Origin of the sequence: Paenibacillus konkukensis, assembly GCF_023523925.1 — a bacterium.
GTDB lineage: Bacteria > Bacillota > Bacilli > Paenibacillales > NBRC-103111 > Paenibacillus_S > Paenibacillus_S doosanensis.
Window position 1 is genome coordinate 2,833,452 of sequence record NZ_CP027059.1, and the last position, 21,290, is coordinate 2,854,741.

General features: G+C 54.4%; 18 protein-coding genes. 3 read left to right on the top strand and 15 right to left on the bottom strand.

All coding sequences use genetic code 11. The features are described 5' to 3' along the window. Positions 1–86: 86 nt before the first annotated feature. From SK3146_RS11975 to SK3146_RS11995, 5 genes are all read right to left on the bottom strand, one after another. Positions 87–1,262, bottom strand: a complete 1,176-nt coding sequence (locus SK3146_RS11975; protein WP_249865296.1) for a Ger(x)C family spore germination protein — start codon at positions 1,260–1,262, stop codon at positions 87–89. After that, positions 1,259–2,728, bottom strand: a complete 1,470-nt coding sequence (locus SK3146_RS11980) for a spore germination protein (protein ID WP_249865297.1) — start codon at positions 2,726–2,728, stop codon at positions 1,259–1,261. Before SK3146_RS11980 ends, SK3146_RS11975 begins: the two co-directional genes overlap by 4 nt. Continuing rightward, positions 2,692–3,792 (bottom strand): GerAB/ArcD/ProY family transporter, encoded by a 1,101-nt coding sequence (locus SK3146_RS11985; RefSeq protein WP_249865298.1) that lies wholly within the window; start codon positions 3,790–3,792, stop codon positions 2,692–2,694. Before SK3146_RS11985 ends, SK3146_RS11980 begins: the two co-directional genes overlap by 37 nt. A 473-nt stretch (positions 3,793–4,265) precedes the next feature. Further along, positions 4,266–4,979: a FadR/GntR family transcriptional regulator gene (locus SK3146_RS11990; RefSeq protein ID WP_249865299.1), complete on the bottom strand. Its 714-nt coding sequence runs from the start codon at positions 4,977–4,979 to the stop codon at positions 4,266–4,268. Between the two features lie 237 nt (positions 4,980–5,216). After that, a complete protein-coding gene (locus tag SK3146_RS11995; protein WP_249865300.1) occupies positions 5,217–6,089 on the bottom strand; it encodes an AraC family transcriptional regulator in 873 nt (290 codons plus the stop codon). 462 nt (positions 6,090–6,551) lie between these two features. Between SK3146_RS11995 and SK3146_RS12000 the strand changes: the two genes are divergently transcribed. After that, positions 6,552–8,525: an alpha-amylase family protein gene (locus tag SK3146_RS12000; protein WP_249865301.1), complete on the top strand. Its 1,974-nt coding sequence runs from the start codon at positions 6,552–6,554 to the stop codon at positions 8,523–8,525. A gap of 124 nt (positions 8,526–8,649) precedes the next feature. Here SK3146_RS12000 and SK3146_RS12005 read toward each other — a convergent pair whose 3' ends face one another. After that, on the bottom strand, positions 8,650–10,035 hold the full coding sequence (locus tag SK3146_RS12005) for a protoporphyrinogen oxidase (protein ID WP_249865302.1): 1,386 nt from the start codon (positions 10,033–10,035) through the stop codon (positions 8,650–8,652). A 111-nt stretch (positions 10,036–10,146) separates the two neighbouring features. Between SK3146_RS12005 and SK3146_RS12010 the strand changes: the two genes are divergently transcribed. After that, entirely contained in the window at positions 10,147–10,659 is a 513-nt protein-coding gene (locus SK3146_RS12010; protein WP_249865303.1) for a dihydrofolate reductase, read from the top strand. Positions 10,660–10,852: 193 nt separating this feature from the next. Here the strand turns inward: SK3146_RS12010 and SK3146_RS12015 are convergent, their stop codons facing one another. The 4 genes from SK3146_RS12015 to SK3146_RS12030 form a co-directional block, all read right to left on the bottom strand. After that, positions 10,853–11,056, bottom strand: a complete 204-nt coding sequence (locus tag SK3146_RS12015; RefSeq protein ID WP_249865304.1) for a YbdD/YjiX family protein — start codon at positions 11,054–11,056, stop codon at positions 10,853–10,855. After that, positions 11,049–13,136: a carbon starvation CstA family protein gene (locus SK3146_RS12020; RefSeq protein ID WP_249865305.1), complete on the bottom strand. Its 2,088-nt coding sequence runs from the start codon at positions 13,134–13,136 to the stop codon at positions 11,049–11,051. The genes SK3146_RS12015 and SK3146_RS12020 overlap by 8 nt, the downstream gene beginning before the upstream one ends. Before the next feature lie 121 nt (positions 13,137–13,257). Beyond that, positions 13,258–13,467: a LytTR family transcriptional regulator DNA-binding domain-containing protein gene (locus SK3146_RS12025; protein WP_249865306.1), complete on the bottom strand. Its 210-nt coding sequence runs from the start codon at positions 13,465–13,467 to the stop codon at positions 13,258–13,260. A 359-nt stretch (positions 13,468–13,826) separates the two neighbouring features. Then, positions 13,827–14,129, bottom strand: coding sequence for a YunC family protein (locus SK3146_RS12030; protein WP_249865307.1), 303 nt, complete (start codon positions 14,127–14,129; stop codon positions 13,827–13,829). A gap of 188 nt (positions 14,130–14,317) precedes the next feature. On the opposite strand from SK3146_RS12030, the gene SK3146_RS12035 reads away from it, so the two are divergent. Next, the gene (locus SK3146_RS12035) at positions 14,318–14,872 is read left to right on the top strand and encodes a hypothetical protein (RefSeq protein ID WP_249865308.1); all 555 of its coding nucleotides are present in this window, start codon (positions 14,318–14,320) and stop codon (positions 14,870–14,872) included. A 73-nt stretch (positions 14,873–14,945) separates the two neighbouring features. Here SK3146_RS12035 and SK3146_RS12040 read toward each other — a convergent pair whose 3' ends face one another. From SK3146_RS12040 to SK3146_RS12060, 5 genes are all read right to left on the bottom strand, one after another. After that, complete coding sequence (locus SK3146_RS12040; RefSeq protein WP_249865309.1) at positions 14,946–16,895, bottom strand: putative bifunctional diguanylate cyclase/phosphodiesterase; 1,950 nt, start codon at positions 16,893–16,895, stop codon at positions 14,946–14,948. A 377-nt stretch (positions 16,896–17,272) separates the two neighbouring features. Next, on the bottom strand, positions 17,273–17,653 hold the full coding sequence (locus tag SK3146_RS12045) for a DUF423 domain-containing protein (protein WP_249865310.1): 381 nt from the start codon (positions 17,651–17,653) through the stop codon (positions 17,273–17,275). 135 nt (positions 17,654–17,788) lie between these two features. Beyond that, positions 17,789–18,091 carry a hypothetical protein gene (locus tag SK3146_RS12050; protein WP_249865311.1) on the bottom strand — a complete coding sequence of 101 codons (303 nt, stop codon included), beginning with the start codon at positions 18,089–18,091 and terminating at the stop codon, positions 17,789–17,791. Positions 18,092–18,323: 232 nt separating this feature from the next. After that, positions 18,324–20,651 carry a glycoside hydrolase family 95 protein gene (locus SK3146_RS12055; protein WP_249865312.1) on the bottom strand — a complete coding sequence of 776 codons (2,328 nt, stop codon included), beginning with the start codon at positions 20,649–20,651 and terminating at the stop codon, positions 18,324–18,326. A gap of 261 nt (positions 20,652–20,912) precedes the next feature. After that, entirely contained in the window at positions 20,913–21,206 is a 294-nt protein-coding gene (locus SK3146_RS12060) for a DUF3817 domain-containing protein (protein ID WP_249865313.1), read from the bottom strand. Between the last annotated feature and the right edge of the window lie 84 nt (positions 21,207–21,290).

Sequence of the window (21,290 nt, forward strand, 5' to 3'; positions counted from 1 at the left end):
CGGGAAATGCGGCCCATTCGGCTGCTCTGCCCGTCATGATTGATCCGGAACCGGCTGCCGAAGCCTCTGCAAGCTGCACCCCTGTCCTATTGCTTGTACGACCCTTTCATCTGCGGCGATTTGTATTTTTGCGCATGGTTGATAAGCAAGTGCACCTCTATATCCTCAAGCGAGTCCCGATCCAGCGGCAGCCGCCCGTCTACATTCAGCGCTCTCCATTTGGCGGGGTTAAACATATAATAGGTCTGCCCCAAATGAATCAGATCCACCCCCATGTCAAGTCCCTTCTCGTAATACTCCTTAATCTCCTTGCGGATCGTCTGCTCCGCCAGCCGTTCGATCTCCTCCAGCGGCTTTTGCGTGGCAAGCTCCATCAGCGTCCCTTTGGCCTTCAGCTTCACTCTAAAGCGCGGACGGCTGTTCCGGTCGTCAATCTCGATATGGTGCGATGCGTCTTTCACCTCGACGGTCGCGATCGAGCGGCCCGCAGTCCGCAGCGTCAAAGGGGAAGCTTCATAGGCCACCTGCAGCCAGCGCCCCAGCATAATATCGCTCATTTTCATCCATCCCGCATACTTCGTTCCGTTGAAGATGAACCCTCCCGTTTTTTTTAATATGGGCATCGGCCGGTTTTGCTCCCTCCATACCTTGCTCGTCAGCTCAATCGAGGGGATGGCGACCGTGGAGGAAGGCTCCAGCATACTGGCGACGATCTCATTTACATAGTACGGCTTCAAGTTCGAAAGCTGATCGTAGTTCGGCTCCGGGTTGCCCAGCAAGCTGTCGATGGAACTCCGGTCAAAAAACGTTTTGGCGTTAAGCAGGTCGAACAGATCGCTCTTCGTGCCGTAGAACCATTTGGTATAGCGCGTCTCTTTGTTGCGGTTCGTGAAATCGAACACTTTCTCGAGCATTTGCTTTTTAAACACATTTTCCGTCAAAACCAAATAATTGACATGCCCGAGAAACATTCTTCCTTGCCCCGTCGCTATCAAATCATTCATTGCAGCCAGCACCGTCGCCCCTTTCCCTCTGCCTACATAAGCTTTCACCGGGGCCGTCTGCTCCTCCACTTTGGCAATCGAGGCAAAATTGAGCATTTGCGCGTAAACGATAAAATCGTTGTCTTCATAATCGACGCCGAGCCCTGTAATATAGTTCAATCGCTGCACTTCTTTGGCGTCCCAGCAGCCTGCAAGCACCAAAAGGACGGAACCTGCCAGCAGATACGAGATGAATCGTTTGGCCGCTCGTTTGCTCAAGACGTTCCGCCTCCTTTCGGCGGGGAGCCCGAACGGACCAGATCGATATTGTTTTTCCGGAAGGGAAGCCGGATAAATTTCAGCAGACTGTCTTTCCGGCTGTATCTCTCGTAAGTGAAGTAGGGCGTGCCGAACGATTCGGTGTTGACGGCATAAACGAGCATATAAAACAGCCCGAGGATCGTCCCGTAAATGCCGCAGATCGCCGACAAAATCAGGACGAACAGGCGCATAATCCTCGTCGTGCTCTGAAGATTCAGGTTGACCAGCGTCGAGCCGGATACGATGGCGACTGCGGCGAGAAACGTCATGCTCGGAGACAAGATCCCTGCGCGCAAAGCCGCATCCCCGATAATGATCCCGCCGACGACCGTAATGGTCGAGCCTGTCGCTCTCGGCAGGCGGGCCCCCGCCTCTCTCAGCAAATCCAGCAGCAGCAGGCTAAGCAGCATTTCGAAAAAGGCGGAGATCGGCAGCCCGAGCCGCGAGATCCCGATCGTCGATAGCAGCTGGAACGGAATCTGATCCTGGTTATACATCAGCAGCGAAATAAGGACGCCGGGCGAGAACACCGTGATAAAAGCGGCAATGACTCGCAGCATACGGCTGGCAATAGCCGCGTGATAGCTGAAGTTCGAATCCTCCGGGCTGATGAACAGCTCGGTCAAGGTTACCGGCGCGATCATCGCGGTCGGCATTCCGTCCATTAGCACCAAAATTTTGCCCCTTGCAAGACGCTCTGCGGCATAATCGGGTTTGCCCGTAAAATTGCTGAGCGGCAGTATGGAATAACGGTTTCCCGTGATCACGTCCTCAAGCCTGGCGTTGCCGCCGATGAGAACCGTCTGATCGAGATTTTCCAGACGCTGCCGAATGAGAGAAAGCGAAACCTGTGGAACCCGGTTAGCAAAATAAAGCAGCGCCAGCCTCGTCTTGGAGGTGCCGTAGGAGTAGTAATACTTCACGCTTAAATCCGGGGTGGAAAGCCGCTTGCGGACCAAGGCGATATTCGTGTCCAGCTCCTCGACGAAGCCGTCCCTCGCCCCGCGGATGGAAGGCTCCAGCGCCGACTCCTCCGGCTCCCGATGAGGCTTGTTGGCGAAATTAATGCTGTAGAACTCCTGTCTGTGCGCGAAATAGAGCAGCAGACGGCCGCTGAATATAAGAGATGCGCACTCGCCCGAGTTCGTATCTTCGTCCCTAATCCGCGAAGCGCCGTTCTCGATCAGCAGATGGGAAAAGGACTTCCCTTCCCCTGACAAGGAATGGACCAGCTCCGGCATGAAATATTCGCGCATGCGTTTCATATCGACCATATCCGGCTGGAAAAATATCGTTACTTGGTGGCCGCCGGCCTCCAGCTGCTCCGTTGCGATATCCTCGCAATCCCGAATGCTCTTCTTTAGCTCTTCATACATCCCCTCTTTCTTCAAGTTGATCCGCTCCTCTCCTGCTTTTTGAACCAAACGAGCAGCGTAACCCCCGCGCTGAACAAGAGGGCGACCGTCACAGCTCCCGTGAAATACCAATCGTTTAGAAAAGCGACAAAGTCTTTATCCGAAAACGGCAGCAGCACGGCGATCGTCATAAGGCAGCCCAACCCGGCGACGACGGCCATGGACCCCCGACCGGGAAGCGAACGGCTGCGAAGCATATCCTTCAGCAGAAACAGCGCAAGCGATATCCGGATAAACCCTCCCGAAAGCCACTGGAATATCGATAAAAAGTCGACATGCTCGACGTAATGCCCGATTCTGACCAGCCGCCATTCCTCATAGGCCGGGTATCGGAGATGCGCCGCTTCCGCCGGGCCGAATTCCGCAATCGCTCCGACTAATGGCCCTGAAGTTAACCCGACAAGCACCCAGAGAGTAAGCAGCATATGGCTAAACTTCGGCTGAGCTTTCAGATGATGCTGCATCAGCAGCACCATCACAACTTCAATAAGACCGCCGCCTACGATAAACATCCCTTCGAAGACAGGGCCCATGCCGTTTTCCAGCAACGGAAGCAGGTGATCGTAATGTTTGCGCGGTATATTCGCCACGCTGACGAACATGCCGAATACAACGACAAGCGGCAGAAGAAAAACGCCGCATCTTGCAATCGTCCGTATACCCGAGTAAGTGGCCCATACGCAAACGCCCATAAATGAAAATGCGATAAACCAAACAGGCGTCTCGGGAAGAAACATGCTCTTGACCCACACTACCGTGTCCACAAGCGTTGTTGTTCCGAGCGCGAATAAATATACCGCCATGGGTATTTGAAACAAGGCGGAGATCACCGGGCCGTATCTCTGCCTCATCCATAAAAAAAGCGGCTGCATCTTCGTTTTCTTTATCACATAGGTTAAGAGCGGCAGCCAGCAAGTCAGGAGCACTCCGACCAGTACAACGGTAATCCATCCGCTGCGGCCTGAAATCCCAAGCAAAAAAGGCATGACAATGACATGATCCATAAGACCCGATGAGAGCATAAATAAGGTAAAAAGCTGCTGAAGATTCAAGCTCCTCTGGTTGTTATCCATGGCTTAACCACCGACTGTTTTTTTTTGAAAATAAAAGCAGGTTAGGCGTATTATTCCTCGGATAGTTCAGTTTATACCCGCCGAGCAAATCCTTCCGAAAGCGGTGCCCCGTTCATCACTATCGCAGCGGCAGCGAGAACAAATCCCCAAAAAGTGACGTGATGCTCTGAAGCTTATTCCGTCCGCATCCAGCCTAAGCTGGATCGGCGTCTAACCATTCCTCTGGGATCGTTCTATGGGTAGACTTTACTTTCGGGGGTGCCCACGGATTTCCACAGGATATGGCTGCGCATCATTTCCTAAACAAACAAAAAGCCTCCTTTCCATCCGGCGGAAAAGAGGCTCACTCTAGAAGGGCAGTGATTAATTTCGGGTCCTGCGGTCGATAGAGGTTTCTCGCTGCTGAAATCGGATTCAAAGACGCCCACTGACGCTGTTCCAGATTCAAACGGCCCTTTCGCTCGCTTCACCGCTTATTTTTTCAAAAACTTCAAAAGCACCTGCTCGACATGAAACAAATGATGGCGCATCGCGTCCTGGGCCGCCGCAGGATCTCCCTTCAATATGGCTTCATAGATAGCTCTATGCTCCTTAAGAAGCTGCCTGGACACGGTCTTGCTGGAATACATCTGCAGCCGTCTCGTCTCGCGAATAGCAGCCTGCATCTGAGTGGAGATCGAATCGATCATTCGTTCCATAATCGAGTTATGCGTCGCCTGGGCGAGCGTCAGATGGAACATCATGTCGGACCGCTCTCCCTCTTCTTCATTGCCCAGGAAATCTTCCATTTTGCTCAGCACCGCCTCAAACTTGGCGATATCCTGATCGTTACGCTTCTCGGCCGCTAACGCCGCATTCGAGATTTCGAGCGCCTTGCGCGCTTCGATCAGCTCCATGACCGTCTCCCGGCTCATCAGCAGCGAATCGAATACGGGCAGGTCGACATCCTGCGCTTCGATGCTGCGCACATAACTTCCTTCGCCCTGATGGATTTCGACGAGCCCCATGGCCTTCAGGGCGCTCAGCGCCTCTCTTACCGTGGACCTTCCCACCTGGAAACGCTCGGACAGCTCCTTGGCCGAAGGCAGCTTCTGCCCCGGCTGCAGCGCGCCGCTCACAATCTGCTCCTTAATCTGATCGGCGATCACTTCATATATTTTACGCGACGAAATTTTCTGAATTTCCAAATCGGGCCGCCCCCTGACTGCTTCTATGACTAGCTCCATATCCTGTCATTCTCACGTTTATTATACCTATCCTGCAGCATAAAGCCAATGATCGCCGTTTACGCCTTACCCTGCACATTACCGAACGCGCTGCGTCATCCAAGCTTCGCGCCTTGAACTTCTCTTCCTTTTCCCCCCGAAATGTCTACGGCGCACGGCTATCGTCAAGATCAGGCGATATTGTGCTATTGCTGCCGATCATACATACCCTCTGGCCGATTGCCGGAACAGTCCGGGAGACACTCCGACGGTTTTACTGAACATCCGGATGAAATAATTGTAGTCGGCAAAACCCACTTGAGAAGCGATTTCCGGCACCGGAACCGCGCTGTCCAGCAGCAGCCGTTTCGCCGTCTCCATCCTTAGCGCGTGCTGGTACTGCAGCGGGCTAAGTCCCGTATGCTTCTTCAGGCAGCGGGCCGCATAATCGAAGTGAAAATGCAGCTCCTCCGCCAGCAGCCGCGCCTCGAACGGCTCGGCCATATGCTGCTCCAGATAAGCTTTGACCTGCTCGGAGACGGCATAGGATCGGGTGGCGCGGCGCTGCTCGCGGACGCCGGATTGCAGCTGCGCGAGCAGCCGTCCCAGCGCCACCTGCAGATCGACCGCATGCTCCAGCGTCAAGCTGTCGCGCAGCCTTAGAATATCCTTCAGCGCCGGCTGAAGCGGCTTTATATCGACGGCGCCGTACTTGGGCAGGAACATATATTGCTCCGGCGCGGTCAAATCGCTGTCCGTTCCTCTGCGGACCAGCGTCGACCAAGGAATATGCTTCTCGGTCAGCCTCGCGAGCGGTCTTGTGTGACGGAAGTGCAGCCAATACAGCTCCGAATCCTCCGCAGAAGGCCTGTGACCGTAATGCGTCCGCCCCGGCTCAAGCAGCAGCAGCTCTCCCGCCTTCACTTCGTAAGGAATGCCGTCCTCCGTCATATACAGCGCTCCGCTGCAGACAATGATCAGATCGTACACCTCGAAGGTTCGCTCGAAATGCTGCATTCCTTCCCGCCATACGCTGTGCCCCGCCGTCAAAAACTGCGGCAGCGGCGGGATGGCCAGCTGCAAAATATCCATACGCTTCCTCCCTGCCCCAAGCTCGGAATCCGTTTTCTCTGATACATCAGTGTATATCAGCGCACGGCAAAAAACAAATTGCATTTGGTCTAAATTATGCTATAAATGGTCGTGCCTCCACCTATGACGCCCCGCCGCCTTCCGCTTATAGTTAGGGAAGAGCAAGCCGGGCATGCTTCCCGGCGCAACATTTTGAGCAAGAACAAATCCCCCAAAAGCCATCCATGCCGCTACGCGGCACCACAGACAATGGAAATGGGGTACCAAGAGTAATTTCCAGGGTAGTGACGTGATGCTCTGAAGCTTATTCCGTCCGCATCCAGCCTAAGCTGGATCGGCGTCTAACCCTTCCTCTGGGATCGTTCTATGGGTAGACTTTTCTTTCGGGGGAGCCCACGGATATCCACAGGATATGGCTGCGCTTCATTTCCTAAACAATAAAAAAAGGAGAGTGCGATCCGCATGCGTTTTCGTCAAGTTCATTTAGACTTTCATACTTCGGAAGCTATTCCGCATATCGGCAGGCAATTTTCCAAACAGCAGTTTCAAGACATGCTGCAAAAAGGCCGCGTCGATTCCATTACGATTTTCTCCAAATGTCATCACGGATGGGCCTATCATCCCAGCGAAGCGAACGAGAGACATCCCGGCCTCAGCTTCGACCTGCTCGGCGCCATGATCGAAGCGGCGCACGAGATCGGCGTCAAAACGCCCGTTTATATTTCTGCCGGACTCGACGAGAAGCTGACCCGGAGACATCCCGAGTGGCTTATCCGCGATATTCATGACAATACGAACTGGGTGGACGGCTTTATGAAGCCGGGCTATCATCAGTTTTGCCTCAACTCGCCTTATTTGGACATTTTGATCGCACAGATCGAAGAGGTAGTGCGCAATTACGACGCGGACGGCATCTTCCTCGATATCGTCGGCGTCCGTCAATGCTACTGCCATACCTGCGTCCGGATGCTCCGCGAGCAAGGGCAGGACCCGCGGGACAAAGACGCCGTCATCGCGCTGGGCGAGCGAACCTACGCGAGCTACGCCCGCCGCGTCCGCGAAGCGATAGACGCCATCAAGCCCGGGCTGCCGGTGTTTCATAACGGCGGTCATATCCGCCGCGGCAGACGCGATCTGGCCCGGATGAACTCGCATTTGGAGCTGGAATCGCTGCCGACCGGCGGCTGGGGGTACGATCATTTTCCGCTATCGGCGCGTTACGCGCACGGGCTCGGGATGGATTTTCTCGGAATGACGGGCAAGTTCCATACGACCTGGGGCGAGTTCGGCGGCTACAAGCATCCGAACGCGCTGCGCTACGAAACCGCGCTCAGCATCGCCAACGGCGCCCGCTGCTCCATCGGCGACCAGCTGCATCCCGAAGGCTTGATGGACCCGGCCACCTATGAGCTGATCGGAGCCGCCTACCGAGAAGTCGAGCAGAAGGAAGCATGGTGCGCGGGAGCCCGCAGCGTAGCGGACATCGCCCTGCTTTCGGTGGAAGCGGCTGCCTCGAATAAAGAGGAGAAACGCGAAGACCGGTCGGGCGCTTCGGACGCCGGAGCGGTTCGCATGCTGCTCGAAGGCAAACTGCTGTTCGATGTGATCGATACGGAGAGCGACTTCACCCCGTATAAAGTCGTCGTTCTGCCCGATCAGATTACCGTCGGTCCGAAGCTGCGGGCCAAGCTGGACGGTTATTTCCGGCAAGGCGGCAAGGTGCTTGCTACCGGCCGTTCAGGGCTTAATGAAGAAGGCACGGCATTCGCCATAGACCTCGGCGCCGTCTGGGAAGGAGAGAATCCGTATAAGCCGGATTACTTCCGCCCGCATTTCGAGCTCCCTAGTCTGGCAAACGCGTCGTTCATCTTTTACGCCGACGGCCAGCAGGTCGGCTTGGCCGAGGGCGGCTCCGTTCTCGGCCACCGCGAGAATCCTTATTTTAACCGGGACGTATTCACCTTCTGCTCTCATCAGCATACGCCGAGCGCGCTGCACAATAACGGTCCCGGCATGATCGAAAGCGCCAACGGCATTTATTTCGCCTGGAACGTATTCGCCGATTATGCGACCAAAGGAAGTCTCGCGCTCAAAGAGTGCGTGCTTTACGCCTTAAACCGGCTGCTGCCGGACAAGACGCTGACGACCGATTTGCCGGCGCAAGGCGTCGTTACGCTCATGGAGCAGCAGGCCGAAGGACGTTATGTCAATCATCTGCTGTACGCCTCCCCCGTCAAGCGCGGCTCGGGCGTCGAAGTGATTGAAGACATCCTGCCGATTTTGGACACGACGGTTTCGCTGAAGCTGGATAAGCCGGTGCGGCGCGTTTATTTGGCTCCGCAAATGACCGAGCTTCCGTTTGAAGCGGCGGACGGCGTCGTCCGTTACACGGTGCCGAAGTTCGAGTGCCATCAGATGGTCGTTCTGGACGTTTAGTCTATTCTCCATAATCTAAAAAAGGCGTCCCTCCTGTCGGAAACGACGGTAGGACGCCTTAACTTTATGGCTGCCGGAACGTTATACCGGGGAGCATCTCCCGGTTCTTCCTATTCGGAACGAGTTACAGCCGTCCGGCGATCAGCTCGGCCGTCTTTTGGCCGTTCGCAATGCAGTCGGGAATGCCGACGCCGTAGTAAGAGCAGCCGGCCAGCAGCACGTTCGGATAGCCGGCCTCCATTTTCCGTTCCAGCGACTGCACGATCTCGTTATGCTTAATATGATAATTCGGCATCGTTTCATGCCATTTGGTCACCTTGTACGTCACCGGCTCGGACGTAAGACCGAGGCTGCTTTCGATATCTTTTAGAGCTACCTTCAGCAGTTCCTCTTCGGTAAGATTTTTCAACGTTTGATAGATCGGCTTCAAGCTCTTGTAGAACAGCCTGACGAGCAGCCGGCGGTTTGCCGACGTATGCTCCCACTTGCGGCTCGTCCACGTACAGGCGTCGCAAACCAAATCGCCGTTCTTGGCGGCGATAAAGCCGGTGCCGTCTTTGGGCAGCTCGTGATCGGGAATGTCAAACCCGATGTAGACGCTGATCAGCGAGCTGTTGCGCAGCCGGCTGAAATCCTCGTTCAGCTCCTCCGATTGCAGCAGCGCCTGCGCCGCGGAGTGCAGCGTGCTCAAGACGACGAAGTCCGCTTCAATCCGCCGCCCGTCGGCAAGCGTAATCCGGTACTTGTCCCCCTCTTTGACGAGCGCCTCCGCCTTGACGCCTTTTATTACGTCCACGCCGGTAAGCTTGCGCTCCATCTCGTCCACCAGTGCCGAAACGCCATGTTTAAACGATAAAAACTTTTTATCGCCCGTGCCTTTAAATTTGCTCCTATTTTCAGAGAGTCCTTGGATGATGCTGCCGTACTCATTTTTATAATCCAGCAAATAAGGGAGCGTGGAAGCGATCGTCAAATCATGCAGCTCGCCCGAATATACGCCGGATATGACCGGCGAAATTTGCCTTTCGACCAGCTCTTTGCCGAGGAAGCTTTCCAGGAACAAGCCGATGGAATCGTTTTTGGTGAACGTTTCATTTTTGGTATAGAAATCTTTCAGCGCATCGACTTTGCCTTCGGCGGACACGAGATCGCTCTTGGCCAGCGATTCCAGGCTTAGCGGAATGCCGAACATCGTATCGTCCGGGATCGGCTTCAATTCGCCGTCGATATAAATATACGACTTGCCGGTTCCGTTATAGACGACCTCTTCGCGCATATTCAATTCATCGATGAGAGGAGCCACATTCTGCTTCCGGGTGATGATCGAGTCGGCCCCGGTTTCCATTGTAAATTCACCTTCATAGTGCGTGCTGATCTTGCCGCCCAGCTGCTTGTCGGCTTCGATCAACACGACTTGGACGTCCAGACTGCGTTCTTTCATCAGTTGATTCAAATAGTATACGGCAGACAAACCGGTAATACCGCCGCCGATCACCGCGACTGTTTTCATCGTCATTACCCCTTAATGTAAAAACTGCGATATTGTTATTCATTTTACCCCATCCGGGTTATTATTGTATGGTAGTATGAAAGAAAAGATTGAAAAAAAGGTGAAGCTTTCATGATCATTTCGTTAATTGCCGCCGTTTCCGAGAATGGCGTCATCGGTATGGACGAGACTATTCCTTGGAACATCCCCGGGGAACAGAAACGCTTTAAGGAGCTTACGCTCGGCAAAACCGTCATCATGGGCCGGAAAACGTACGATTCCATCGGCAGGCCGCTGCCGGACCGGCGCACGATCATCGTAACGCGCAGCCGCTCCCTGCAGTCCGGGCCATGCCTGACGGCGGGCTCGCTGGACGAAGCGCTGCGGCTGGCGCGGCAGGAGGAAGAAGTCTTAATCGCCGGCGGAGGCCAAATCTATGAAGCCGCCCTGCCTTACGCCGACCGGCTGTATTTGACGATCGTTCATCGGCAAGCGGTGGGCAATATTTATTTCCCGGCATGGGACCGCAGTCTTTATACGCTGACGTATGAGCGGCCGGTCGAAGGCAGCAACCCTTATACCTACTATACGTTCGAGCGTATAAAAGGAACGGAAAACCGTTCCGATGAACCGTTCCGTTCTTGAGCCGGTTCAATGCCCGCTGAACCTGCCGTAGCGGCCGTACGCTCAAGGGCCGAGCCCGCGGCCGCAACCGGCAATTCCTCTCTGTTCTCGCAAAAACGCAAAGACGCTTCCAAATGCCGCTCTACTAAGCGGAAACGGAAGCGTCCTGTTATTTTGCCTATCGTCGGAATTGGAATGACTGCAGGGCTTGCGGCTAACAGCAGCGTGACACTTTGCCGCCCTTGCCATTGTAGCGCGCCTCTTGCGCTTCACGGAAAAACTCCTCCCGCGACTGAATCGGCTCTGCGGGATGATGCTCCAGCCTGTGCTCTACGTATTTATCGTAGCTCGGCACGCCTACCAGAAGATCCAGAAACTGATTGCGGTACTTCAGCACGCTGTGGACCGTCTCAAACATACTTCGGCACCTCCCGCCCGTTATCGCCGCCGCGCGGCACATAAGGCGCTTCGACCAGCGGGGCCGGCTTGTGGCTCAATACGCGGAACCATATCCGAATAGACGAGATCAGCACGGCGATCACGATAATCATAAACAGCGCGCACAAGGCGGCGTCCAAATAATCGTTCGTGACGATCTGCCGCATTTGCGCGGCATTTTTCGCCGGAGCGATCAGCTGCCCGCCGTTCAGCGCGGTTTTGTACTGCGCCGCATGGGTAAGAAAGCCGATGCTGGCGAACGGATGGAACAACTTCTGCCAGCCGGCGCTCATCGTAACGATCAGCAGCCAGGCCGTCGGCAGCAGCGTTACCCAGGCATAAGCTCTCTTGCCCATTTTCAGCAAAATCGTCGAGCCGAGCAATAGCGCCATACCGGCCAGCATCTGATTGGCGATGCCGAACAACGCCCACAAGGAGTTGATACCGCCAAGCGGATCGATGACCCCTTGGTAGAGGAAGTAGCCCCAGCCCGCAACACAGAGAGCCGTAGCGAGGAAGTTGCCGATCGTCGACTCGGTATTGCCGAGCGGCCTCACGACGCTGCCCAGTATTTCCTGAATCATGAAACGCCCGACTCTCGTGCCGGCGTCGATCGTCGTCAGAATGAACAAAGCTTCGAACAGAATCGCGAAATGATACCAGAACGACATGAGCATTTTGCCGCCGATCACATTGGACAAAATATGCGCCATACCGATAGCGAACGTCGGCGCCCCGCCGGTGCGGGATAAGATCGTCGTTTCCCCGACGTCCCTGGCCATCGCCGTCAAGTCATTCGGGGTGATCGTAAATCCCCAGGAGGTGATCGTCGCCGCGGCTTTCGCCGCATCCGCGCCGATGACGGCCGCCGGGCTGTTAATCGCGAAGTAAGTGCCTGGCGTAATGACGCAGGCTGCGATCAAAGCCATCATGGCGACGAACGATTCCGTCAGCATCGCGCCGTAGCCGATCGGGCGGGCATGGGACTCCCGCTCCAGCATTTTCGGCGTCGTGCCGGACGATACGAGCGCATGGAAGCCGGAAACCGCGCCGCAGGCAATCGTAATGAACAGGAACGGGAACAGATTGCCCGCAAACACAGGGCCTGTACCATCAATGAATTTCGTGGTCGCCGGCATTGCCAAATCCGGCAAGACGACGAGAATGCCGAGCGCCAGGCCGACGATCGTACCGATTTTGAGAAACGTGCTGAGATAATCCCGCGGCGCCAGCAGCAGCCACACCGGCAGCGCCGAGGCGATGAAGCCGTAGGCGATCATCATCAGCGCGATCGTTTCGCCGCTGAAGTCGAACCAGCCCGCAAGAGCCGGGTGCTCGGCGACGTATTTGCCGCCCATCAGCGCCGCCAGCAGCAGCACCGCTCCCATCAGCGAAGCTTCTCCCACCCGTCCCGGGCGAAGGTAGCGCATATAGACGCCCATGACGACGGCGATAGGAATGGTCGCCGCAATCGTGAACATGCCCCATGGGCTGCCGATCAATGCTTTCACGACGACGAGCGCCAACACCGCCAGCAAGATGACCATGATGCCGAGAATACCGACCATGGCGACGGCTCCTGTCACCGGACCGAGCTCGTCCTTGATCATTTCGCCGAGCGATTTGCCGTTGCGCCGCGTGGAGGCGAACAAGACGACGAAGTCCTGTACGGCGCCTCCCAGAATGACGCCGACCACAATCCACAGCGTGCCGGGCAGGTAGCCCATCTGCGCGGCCAGCACAGGGCCGACGAGCGGACCAGCGCCCGCAATGGCGGCAAAATGATGTCCGAACAACACCCATTTGTTCGTCGGAACATAATCTTTGCCGTCGTTTCTCAGCTCGGCAGGCGTCTTTCGGTTGTCGTCCAGGCCGAATACTTTATTCGCCAGAAATTTGCTGTAGAACCGGTAGGCTACCGCATAGAAGGCCATGGCCGTCACGACGAGCCAGATGGCGTTAATCGACTCCCCCCTGTTTAAGGCAATCGCAGCGAAGCCGAAGGCGCCGGCCGCGGAGATGAGCCCCCAAATCAAGATGGACTTGATGCTTTTAGCCATACGCAATCCCTCCAGAAAAATAACATGAATGAGTGAAGATGTTAAATTTCCAGCTTCAAACGCAGCTCCAAGGCATAATTCCGGCTTACCGGAGCCGCGCTTTGAGCGGCATCGTTCATCATCAGATTATACGATTATACGCGCCGTTCACCCGAGATTTTAATTCGACGATAGCCTTAAGCTGCGCCTGATAGCTCCCTTCCATATCCTGCAGCGTATACTGCATTTCATAACCGCTCTGTTGCGCGTACACGAGGACATGCTTGCCTTCCTTACTGATGTATACGATAGTCTTGGCCGAAACATACTTAATCCCTCCCGCAAATTCCATAGCCACTATCCCCCAAACAAGAACCAATCCCCCAAAAGCCATCCATGCCGCCGACGCGGCACCACAGACAATGGAAATGGGGTACCAAGAGTAATTTCCAGGGTAGTGACGTGATGCTCTGAAGCTTATTCCGTCCGCATCCAGCCTAAGCTGCTAAGCTGGATCGGCGTCTAACCATTCCGCTGGGATCGTTCTATGGGTAGACTTTACTTTCGGGGGAGCCCCCGGATATCCACAGGATATGGCTGCGCATCATTTCCTAAACAACCAAAAGGCAGCCGAATCCTTATAAAGGAGAATTCGGCTGCCTGTTTTATATCCATACCTATGGCTCCCGGCTCGCAGGCGGAGCAATCTTTTTATCTCATCTTGAGAATCGCATCTCTGCCCTTCATCCCGGGAACGATGCCGAGCTCTTCGGCCTGGTACGTTACCGATTCCAGCGGCGCGTCGAGCAATTCCTCAATCGTTCTTACGCCTGTCGCCCTGGCGGCGATAATTTGCCGGTCCTTCAGCTTCGCATTCAGCAATCCGACGTCCAGCGCGCCGCACATTATATACCCTTTATCGGTAGTGACCGCGAGCAGGGTCGTTTTGGGAAGCTTGACCTCAATGGCTAACGCGGTAAAATCGTCAAGCGTCACGGGTTCCATGCGCATCATCGTCAGCATCTCCTTTTATTCAGCACTGTAGAGTATTATATGTAGCTCACTCAATAGGCGTGAATGGAGCAGCGGCTCAGGAAGATGTTTTTATCGAGGGAAAGGAGGCGCATTTTAAAAAATCGCTACTTAAATCCTATGAAAAATGATATAGTAGGGATGATTACTAGGTCTTAAGGAGGGCAGCCATGGAGGCGGACCAAAACCGAATCGGCAAACGCAGATTCCTTTTCAACGTAGACATTCTCATCGAAGACGAGACCAATGGGCGTGCTCTGGAAAAGCTGCTTCACCTGTTGAACGGGGACGGAATCAGAGATTATCAGATCAAAGAAGGGGTTGAATTAGGTAAGTTTATCGAATTGGCGCTGCGCCAGTCGATCAGTAAGCCCAAATCCGATCTAAGCGGAACCCGAGCGTCGGCAGGCATGACGGCGCATCCATCGCAAGCCGCTTCAGCCGCAGACGACGCACCGACATCCGCTACCGCAGCTGCAAAAGCTCCGTCAAGCCCGGCTCATGGAGACCCGCACCAACCGATCTGGGATCAACTGCAGCAGTTCAAAAATCAAAACTCCCTCGTTCGCTTAACGGTCGTGAAGGGTAAAGGCATCAAACTGAACATTCCCTGTAGAATTCTTAATTTCGACCCGATCAGCGGCAATGTTTCCGTATATCACGTTGACGAGAAGCAGGTCTACCTGTTTAAAATTAACGAAATTGACGATTTCAACGTCAGTTAACCCCAAAAAGGCGGAAAGCCCGTACCGGGATTCTCATCCCGTTGCCGGTTTTCCGCCCTTTCTCATGCCAAAATTACGATTTGGTGCCGCCTAAGATCGGATGCATACGAACCGCTGCAACCTGCTGCTGGCGGTGCAGCAATTCCTCCGCCTGCTCGGCGCTTAAGGGCGGACTAAACCAGTAGCCTTGGATTTCATTGCAATGATTGTTATGCAGAAAGCCAAGCTGTTCCTCTGTTTCCACACCCTCCGCGATCACCCGCAAATTCATGTGCCGCGTCATGGCGATAATTGAAGCTACGATCGCCGCATCGTTCGGATCGGTCATAATGTCGCGAACGAACGATTGATCGATCTTCAGCTTGTCGATCGGAAATCGTTTCAAATAAGACAGCGAGCTGTATCCGGTGCCGAAGTCGTCGATGCTGATTTTCACGCCGAGCGCTTTTAGCTCAAGCAGCAGGCCGATCGCATAATCGACATCCATCGTACTGCTCTCGGTAATCTCCAGCTCCAGGTATGCCGGATCGAGCTGCGTCTCCCGCAGCACCTCGGCGACCTTCTCCGGCAAATTTTGCTGCAGAAACTGCCTTGTCGACAAATTGACGGAAACCGGCACATGCACAAGTCCCTGATCCTGCCACAGCTTATTTTGCCTGCACGCTTCCTGCAATACCCATTCTCCGATCGGTACGATCATGCCGCTCTCTTCCGTGAACGGGATGAAGTCCATCGGCGGAATCAGTCCCTTTTCCGGATGATACCAGCGAATCAGCGCTTCGAAGCCGACGATCCCCCCGCTTTTAATATCCATCTGCGGCTGATACTTCAATACGAATTCATTCTGGCTCAGCGCTTTTCTCAGCTCGTTTTCAAGCGTCAGCCTTTTGAAAGAAACGGATTTCATCTCCGAGTTAAACACTTGATAATTGTTTTTGCCCTTCTCCTTCGCCCTGCTCAGCGCAATGTCGGCGTATTTCATAAGCGAGCTACCGTCTTCGCCTTCCTCTGACAGCACCGCTATGCCGATGCTTGCCGTCACATGCACCTGATGCTGTTCGAGGATAAACGGCTCCTCCAGCACTTCGATCAGGCGCGAGGCCAACTCGTGAACCTGCCCTTGACCGAAACCCGCAAACAGAAAGGCGAATTCGTCCCCTTCCGTCCGAGCCACAAAATCGTTTTCCGTAACGCATCGTGTGAATCTTTCGGCTAGCTGCAATAGCAGCATATCTCCGTAATCATGTCCGAATACATCGTTTATAATTTTGAACCGGTCGATGTCGAGGTAAAATACGGCGAGCTCATGCCGGTGCAGTTTGGCGGAAGCAATCGCTTCATCAAGCTGGGCTACGTACAGCCTGCGGTTCGGAAGTCCGGTCATGTCGTCGTAATAGGCCATATAGCGTATACGCTCTTCCGTTCGCTTCGTCGCCGTAATATCCTGCCCTATGACGATCATGCCGTTCATAGCGCCGTTATCCTTCACGGGCGCCGCCGTCGTATCGAGATCGATCCGGTAGCCGTTCTGGTGCAGCATACCCGTCCGAAACGTCTGCGGCAAGCCTTGCCGCACCTGCGCGAACGCTTCAAGCGTCTTGCCGATGCTCTCCTCGCTAAGGAACCGGCTGAACGCCATGTTCTCCATCATCGTCTTCGGATAACCTAGCAGCTTCTCCATGTTTCCGTTAACCTTGACGATCGTCCCGTCCATATCCATTAAGCAAACCAGATTCGGGTTATGCTCGAACAGCGATTCGAACGCCTTCTCATGATCTTTCGCAGCCGCTCCTTCATAGAGGACCGGCGGTTCGGGCACAAACAGCGCCGATACGGCCCGCCGCTTTCTCTGTAAGCGGCGCAGCGCGGAGATAACGGGAAAAACCGCCAACAAGCTCAATATCCACACTGCGAAATAGAGACCCCACCAGGCTACAGCCAAAGACAACAAAAAATACCCGACGGTCCATACTAACTGACCTCTTCCCTCAAGCAGACCGGGGCGAATCATCTTCCGCATCATTGCCCTCCTCTTTAGCCGGAATTTTCGACAATGAAATTCACTACCATTTTCTACAATGGGGGCCTTTTCTCCTGCATGCACTTGAGAAAAAGCGCAAATTCCCCGTTTTTTTGACACAATTCCGTTCACAAATAGTCTAAATGACCTACTGTGCAATCAACTTTGAACAAATCGCCCAAAAGTGACGTGATGCTCTGAAGCTTATTCCGTCCGCATCCAGCCTAAACTGGATCGGCGTCTAACCCTTCCTCTGAGATCGTTCTATAGGTAGACTTTACTTTCGGGGGAGCCCCCGGATTTCCACAGGATATGGCTGCGCATCATTTTCCTAAACAACAAAAAAAAATTCGGCCATGCCGGCCGAATCCAAAAGATGGCTATGATTTCTTGTGTTGGAACGCGGCGAGCGCGACCGATAACCAGCCGTACAGGAAAGCGACTCCGCCGAGCGGAGTAATCGCTCCTAGCGGCTTAATCCCGGTCACACTAAGCGCATATAAGCTGCCGGAAAACAAGATGATCCCGATCAGCATCGCCCAGCCGGCCCGCACCAAATGCTTGCTCGCAGGCATTAACGCCGCCAGAACGCCTATGATGATCAGCCCGAGCGAATGGACCATATGGTACTGAACGCCGGTTTCGTAAATCGCCTGCATCTCCGCAGTCAAATGGGACTTCAGCATATGAGCTCCGAAAGCTCCGATAGCAACGGACAACAGCGCGCAAATAGCGCCGACGCCGACAAAACGATAGTTCATTCCGTTCTCCTCCATAATAGCGCTAGATTCATTATTTGAGATACATATATCATACTGGATTTACCGGACGGATGCCAAATCGGCGGCAACGCAAAAAACCGGCCTCGTTGACGAACGGGCCGGAAAAACAGCGCATTAATAAATTTCTCCCACATCATGCTGGCCGATAATAAGCGTGACCGGCTCCAGATAAACCCTCGTCGCTGCGGGAACCTGCATCAAATCGGTTTCAATATCGACGATCTTGACACGCTGCTGCTTCCCTTCCCGCTTATCATACACAACCTCGAATTGGCGCAAGCCAAGCTGATGCGTAATGACCGAAGAACCTACGCTCAGGGCCACCAGCTCATGCTGGCCGTGATCAAACAAGACTTCAGACATAATTTCATCGTTCATATCAACAAGTTTAACGGATTGATAAATTGAATATTGCATACACATCCTCCTTTAGTTTTATACGTATGCACTCCATTTCGACGCAATCCGTCAAAATTCCTGCCTATTTCCCCCCCGCAAATAGGACAATTTTCATTGCCATGTCGAAGGTCCCGGCTGAATCCCGAAAAAATGACGATAATATCCCATCCTCCCAGGCCCAATCGGCGGGCGCAGCAGCGGCAAAAACGGCCGAACCTTGTGCGGTCCGGCCGTATCTGCAACGCAGAATCTATTCGTCTTTTGATCCGCTTGGAGTCAGCACATAAACCCGTCCGGCCTCGGCTTTCCAAACGAGCAGCCCTTCCCGGTATTCGGATGCGGCTGCCTGTCCGCCGCAATGTACCTGAAGCGGCTGCTTGCTGTAAACCCGGACGACGCCCGAATGCGATGCACGGATTACCGCTTGACTAAGCGCCCCCTGCTTCCATTGCAGATCGACCTCCAGCCCGCCTCTGGCCCTTAAGCCGCGGATACTTCCGTCCGGCCATACCTTCGGCAGCGCAGGCAGAAGGGAAATCTCGCCGCCGTGTGACTGCAGCAGCATCTCGGCGATGCCCGCCGCGCCCCCGAAGTTGCCGTCGATCTGGAACGGCGGGTGGGCATCCAGCAAGTTCGGGTAGGTCGATTTCGCCAGCAGAGCCTTCACATGATCGTAAGCAGTGTCGCCTTCTCCGAGTCTTGCCCAGAAGTTGATGATCCAGGCGCGGCTCCAGCCGGTATGGCCCCCGCCGTTCGAGAGCCTGCGTTCGAGCGTGCGCTTCGCCGCCTGGGCCAGCTCCGGCGTGCGGCGAGCATGAATCATTTCGCCCGGGTGCAGCGCGAACAATTGAGAAATATGACGGTGGCCGGGATCAAATTCCTCGTAATCCTCCAGCCACTCCATCACTTGGCCGTATTTGCCGATCTCCGGCTTCGGTATCCGTTCAAGCGCTGTCGTAAGCTCCCGGCGGAAATCTTCATCCCGATTCAGGATCGCCGCCGCCTCCGTACATGCGGTGAACAGCGTATGGACGATTTGCATGTCCATTGCGGGACCCATACAAATGTTACCCGCCGTTCCGTCCGGGAGAATGAATTTATTTTCAGGAGAAATGGACGGGCCTGTCACGAGGCGCCCCTTGGCATCCTCCACCATATATTCAAGCAGAAACTGCGCAGCTTCCTTCATGATCGGATAAGCGCGGTTAGCGAGGAATTCCCGGTCCAGCCCGTATCGATAATGCTCCCATAGATGCAAGGATAGCCATCCGGCCCCGAGCGGCCATATCGATGCGGATACCGGTATGCCTTCTACATGGGTGTCTCCCCATAAGTTCGTGTTATGATGCGCAACGAACCCGCCGCAGCCGTACACATCCCGCGCCGTTACCCTACCATTCGGCAACATCTTGTCGATCAAATCGAACAGCGGCTCGTGGCATTCCGCCAAATTGCACAGCTCCGCCGGCCAATAGTTCATCTGCGTGTTAATGTTAATCGTGAACTTCGATTCCCATGGCGGCGTGTAGCTGTCATTCCAAATTCCTTGCAGGTTCGCGGCGATACTGCCGGGCCTTGAGCAGGAGAGAAGCAAATATCTACCGTAGTCGAAATACAGCTGAACAAGTCCCGGATCGTCTTCGCCTTCCTGTACCTTGTCCAATCGTACATCGGTCGGCGATCCGCTTGCCGCAGGCGCCGAAGGCGAGGACAGCTCCAGGCGGACCCGCCCGAATTTCTCCGCATAATCGGCGATATGATCCCGCCTCAACTGCTCATAGCCTTTGGCGGCTGCCGAATCCAGCTGGCTCAATACTTCCTTCTCCGGATCTTCATACCGGAAGGTCGTATTCGCGGCGAGCAGCAGCGTCACTTCATCCGCCTGCTCCACAGACAGAAAATCGCCTATCGTCTTCACGGTCCCGCCCCGCACCGCCGCTCTCAAACCGGCACGGAACTCTACGCCTTCCTTGCCGCATTCGCCGAGCATCATGATCGTATCCGTTCCGATGCTTTTCGTTCCTCCGTCAAACGGCCGGCGCATGAAATGGACGCCGAAAGTCAGCCCTCCCGGCTTATTCGTTTTCAGGCGGATCGCCATCACATGGTCGGCCGCGCTGCTGAAATATTCTCTCGTATATTCATAGCCGTCCAGCTCGTAGCGGACGCCGGCTATCGCCGTTTCCAGATCCAATTCCCTGCGGTAGGCGGCAGTTTTTTGATCGTGATGCAAAAAATAAAAAAGAAGATCCCCGAGCGGCTGATACGGATGCAAATATTTGGGCGCCGACATCAGCGCCATCCGGCTCAAATGCTCCGCTTCCTGCTGTTTTCCTTCAAACAAAAGGCGCCGAATTTCCGGCACGTAGTTTAAAGCATCGGGGTTATTGGCCTTCTTGGGGCCTCCGTACCATACAGTATCTTCGTTAAGCTGAATTTTTTCCTGGGCTACCGATCCGAAGATCATTCCTCCCAGCCGGCCGTTGCCGATCGGAAGCGCCTCCTGCCACCTGCTTGCCGGCTGCTCATACCATAATACCGGGCGGTTCAGCTCGGCCTCCTTATGCAAACTGCTCATGCAAAGACTCCTTCCTGTCATAAAAAGCTTCAACAAAGCTGCGACCTATACGCATACCTTTTTTATTTTATAGAAGTTTGTCCGGCAGTTACATGCAGAATGCTCATCTGTTTTTGCATAAAACTAAGATAACCCCACAAAGTGAGGCTCCTAGCTTCGAAGCCGAATCAAGTACTTTGCGGGGACCCCGAATAAAAAAAGCCTCGATTCGGAGCTTTTTCCACGATGTTTGACCCTGCGTAAGCGGTAGCTTGATGCCGGTTAACGGCCGCTTCGGCGCAGCCGGGCGTCCAACACAAATGTGCCGAAGGGCAGCAGCGATGCGAGAATCGCGCCCAGTACCTTGAAGATGTTCCAGCGGTGCGCCCATGTCACATGGGCAAGCGCCAGCAAATACAAGATAAACAATATGCCGTGAAGCATGCCTATGTATTTGACCGGCTGAGGAAAATCCGCATAATATTTGAGCGGCATGGCGATAATCAGAAGCACCAGGAATGAAATGCCTTCATAAATGCCTATGGCCCGAAGCCGCCCGATAGGGGTTTTGAACATGTGGCTCCTCCTGTCCTAAGGGATATTTTCCTAATCATTATATATAAAAAAACCGCTGTCGTAATACGAACAGCGGCATTTGTC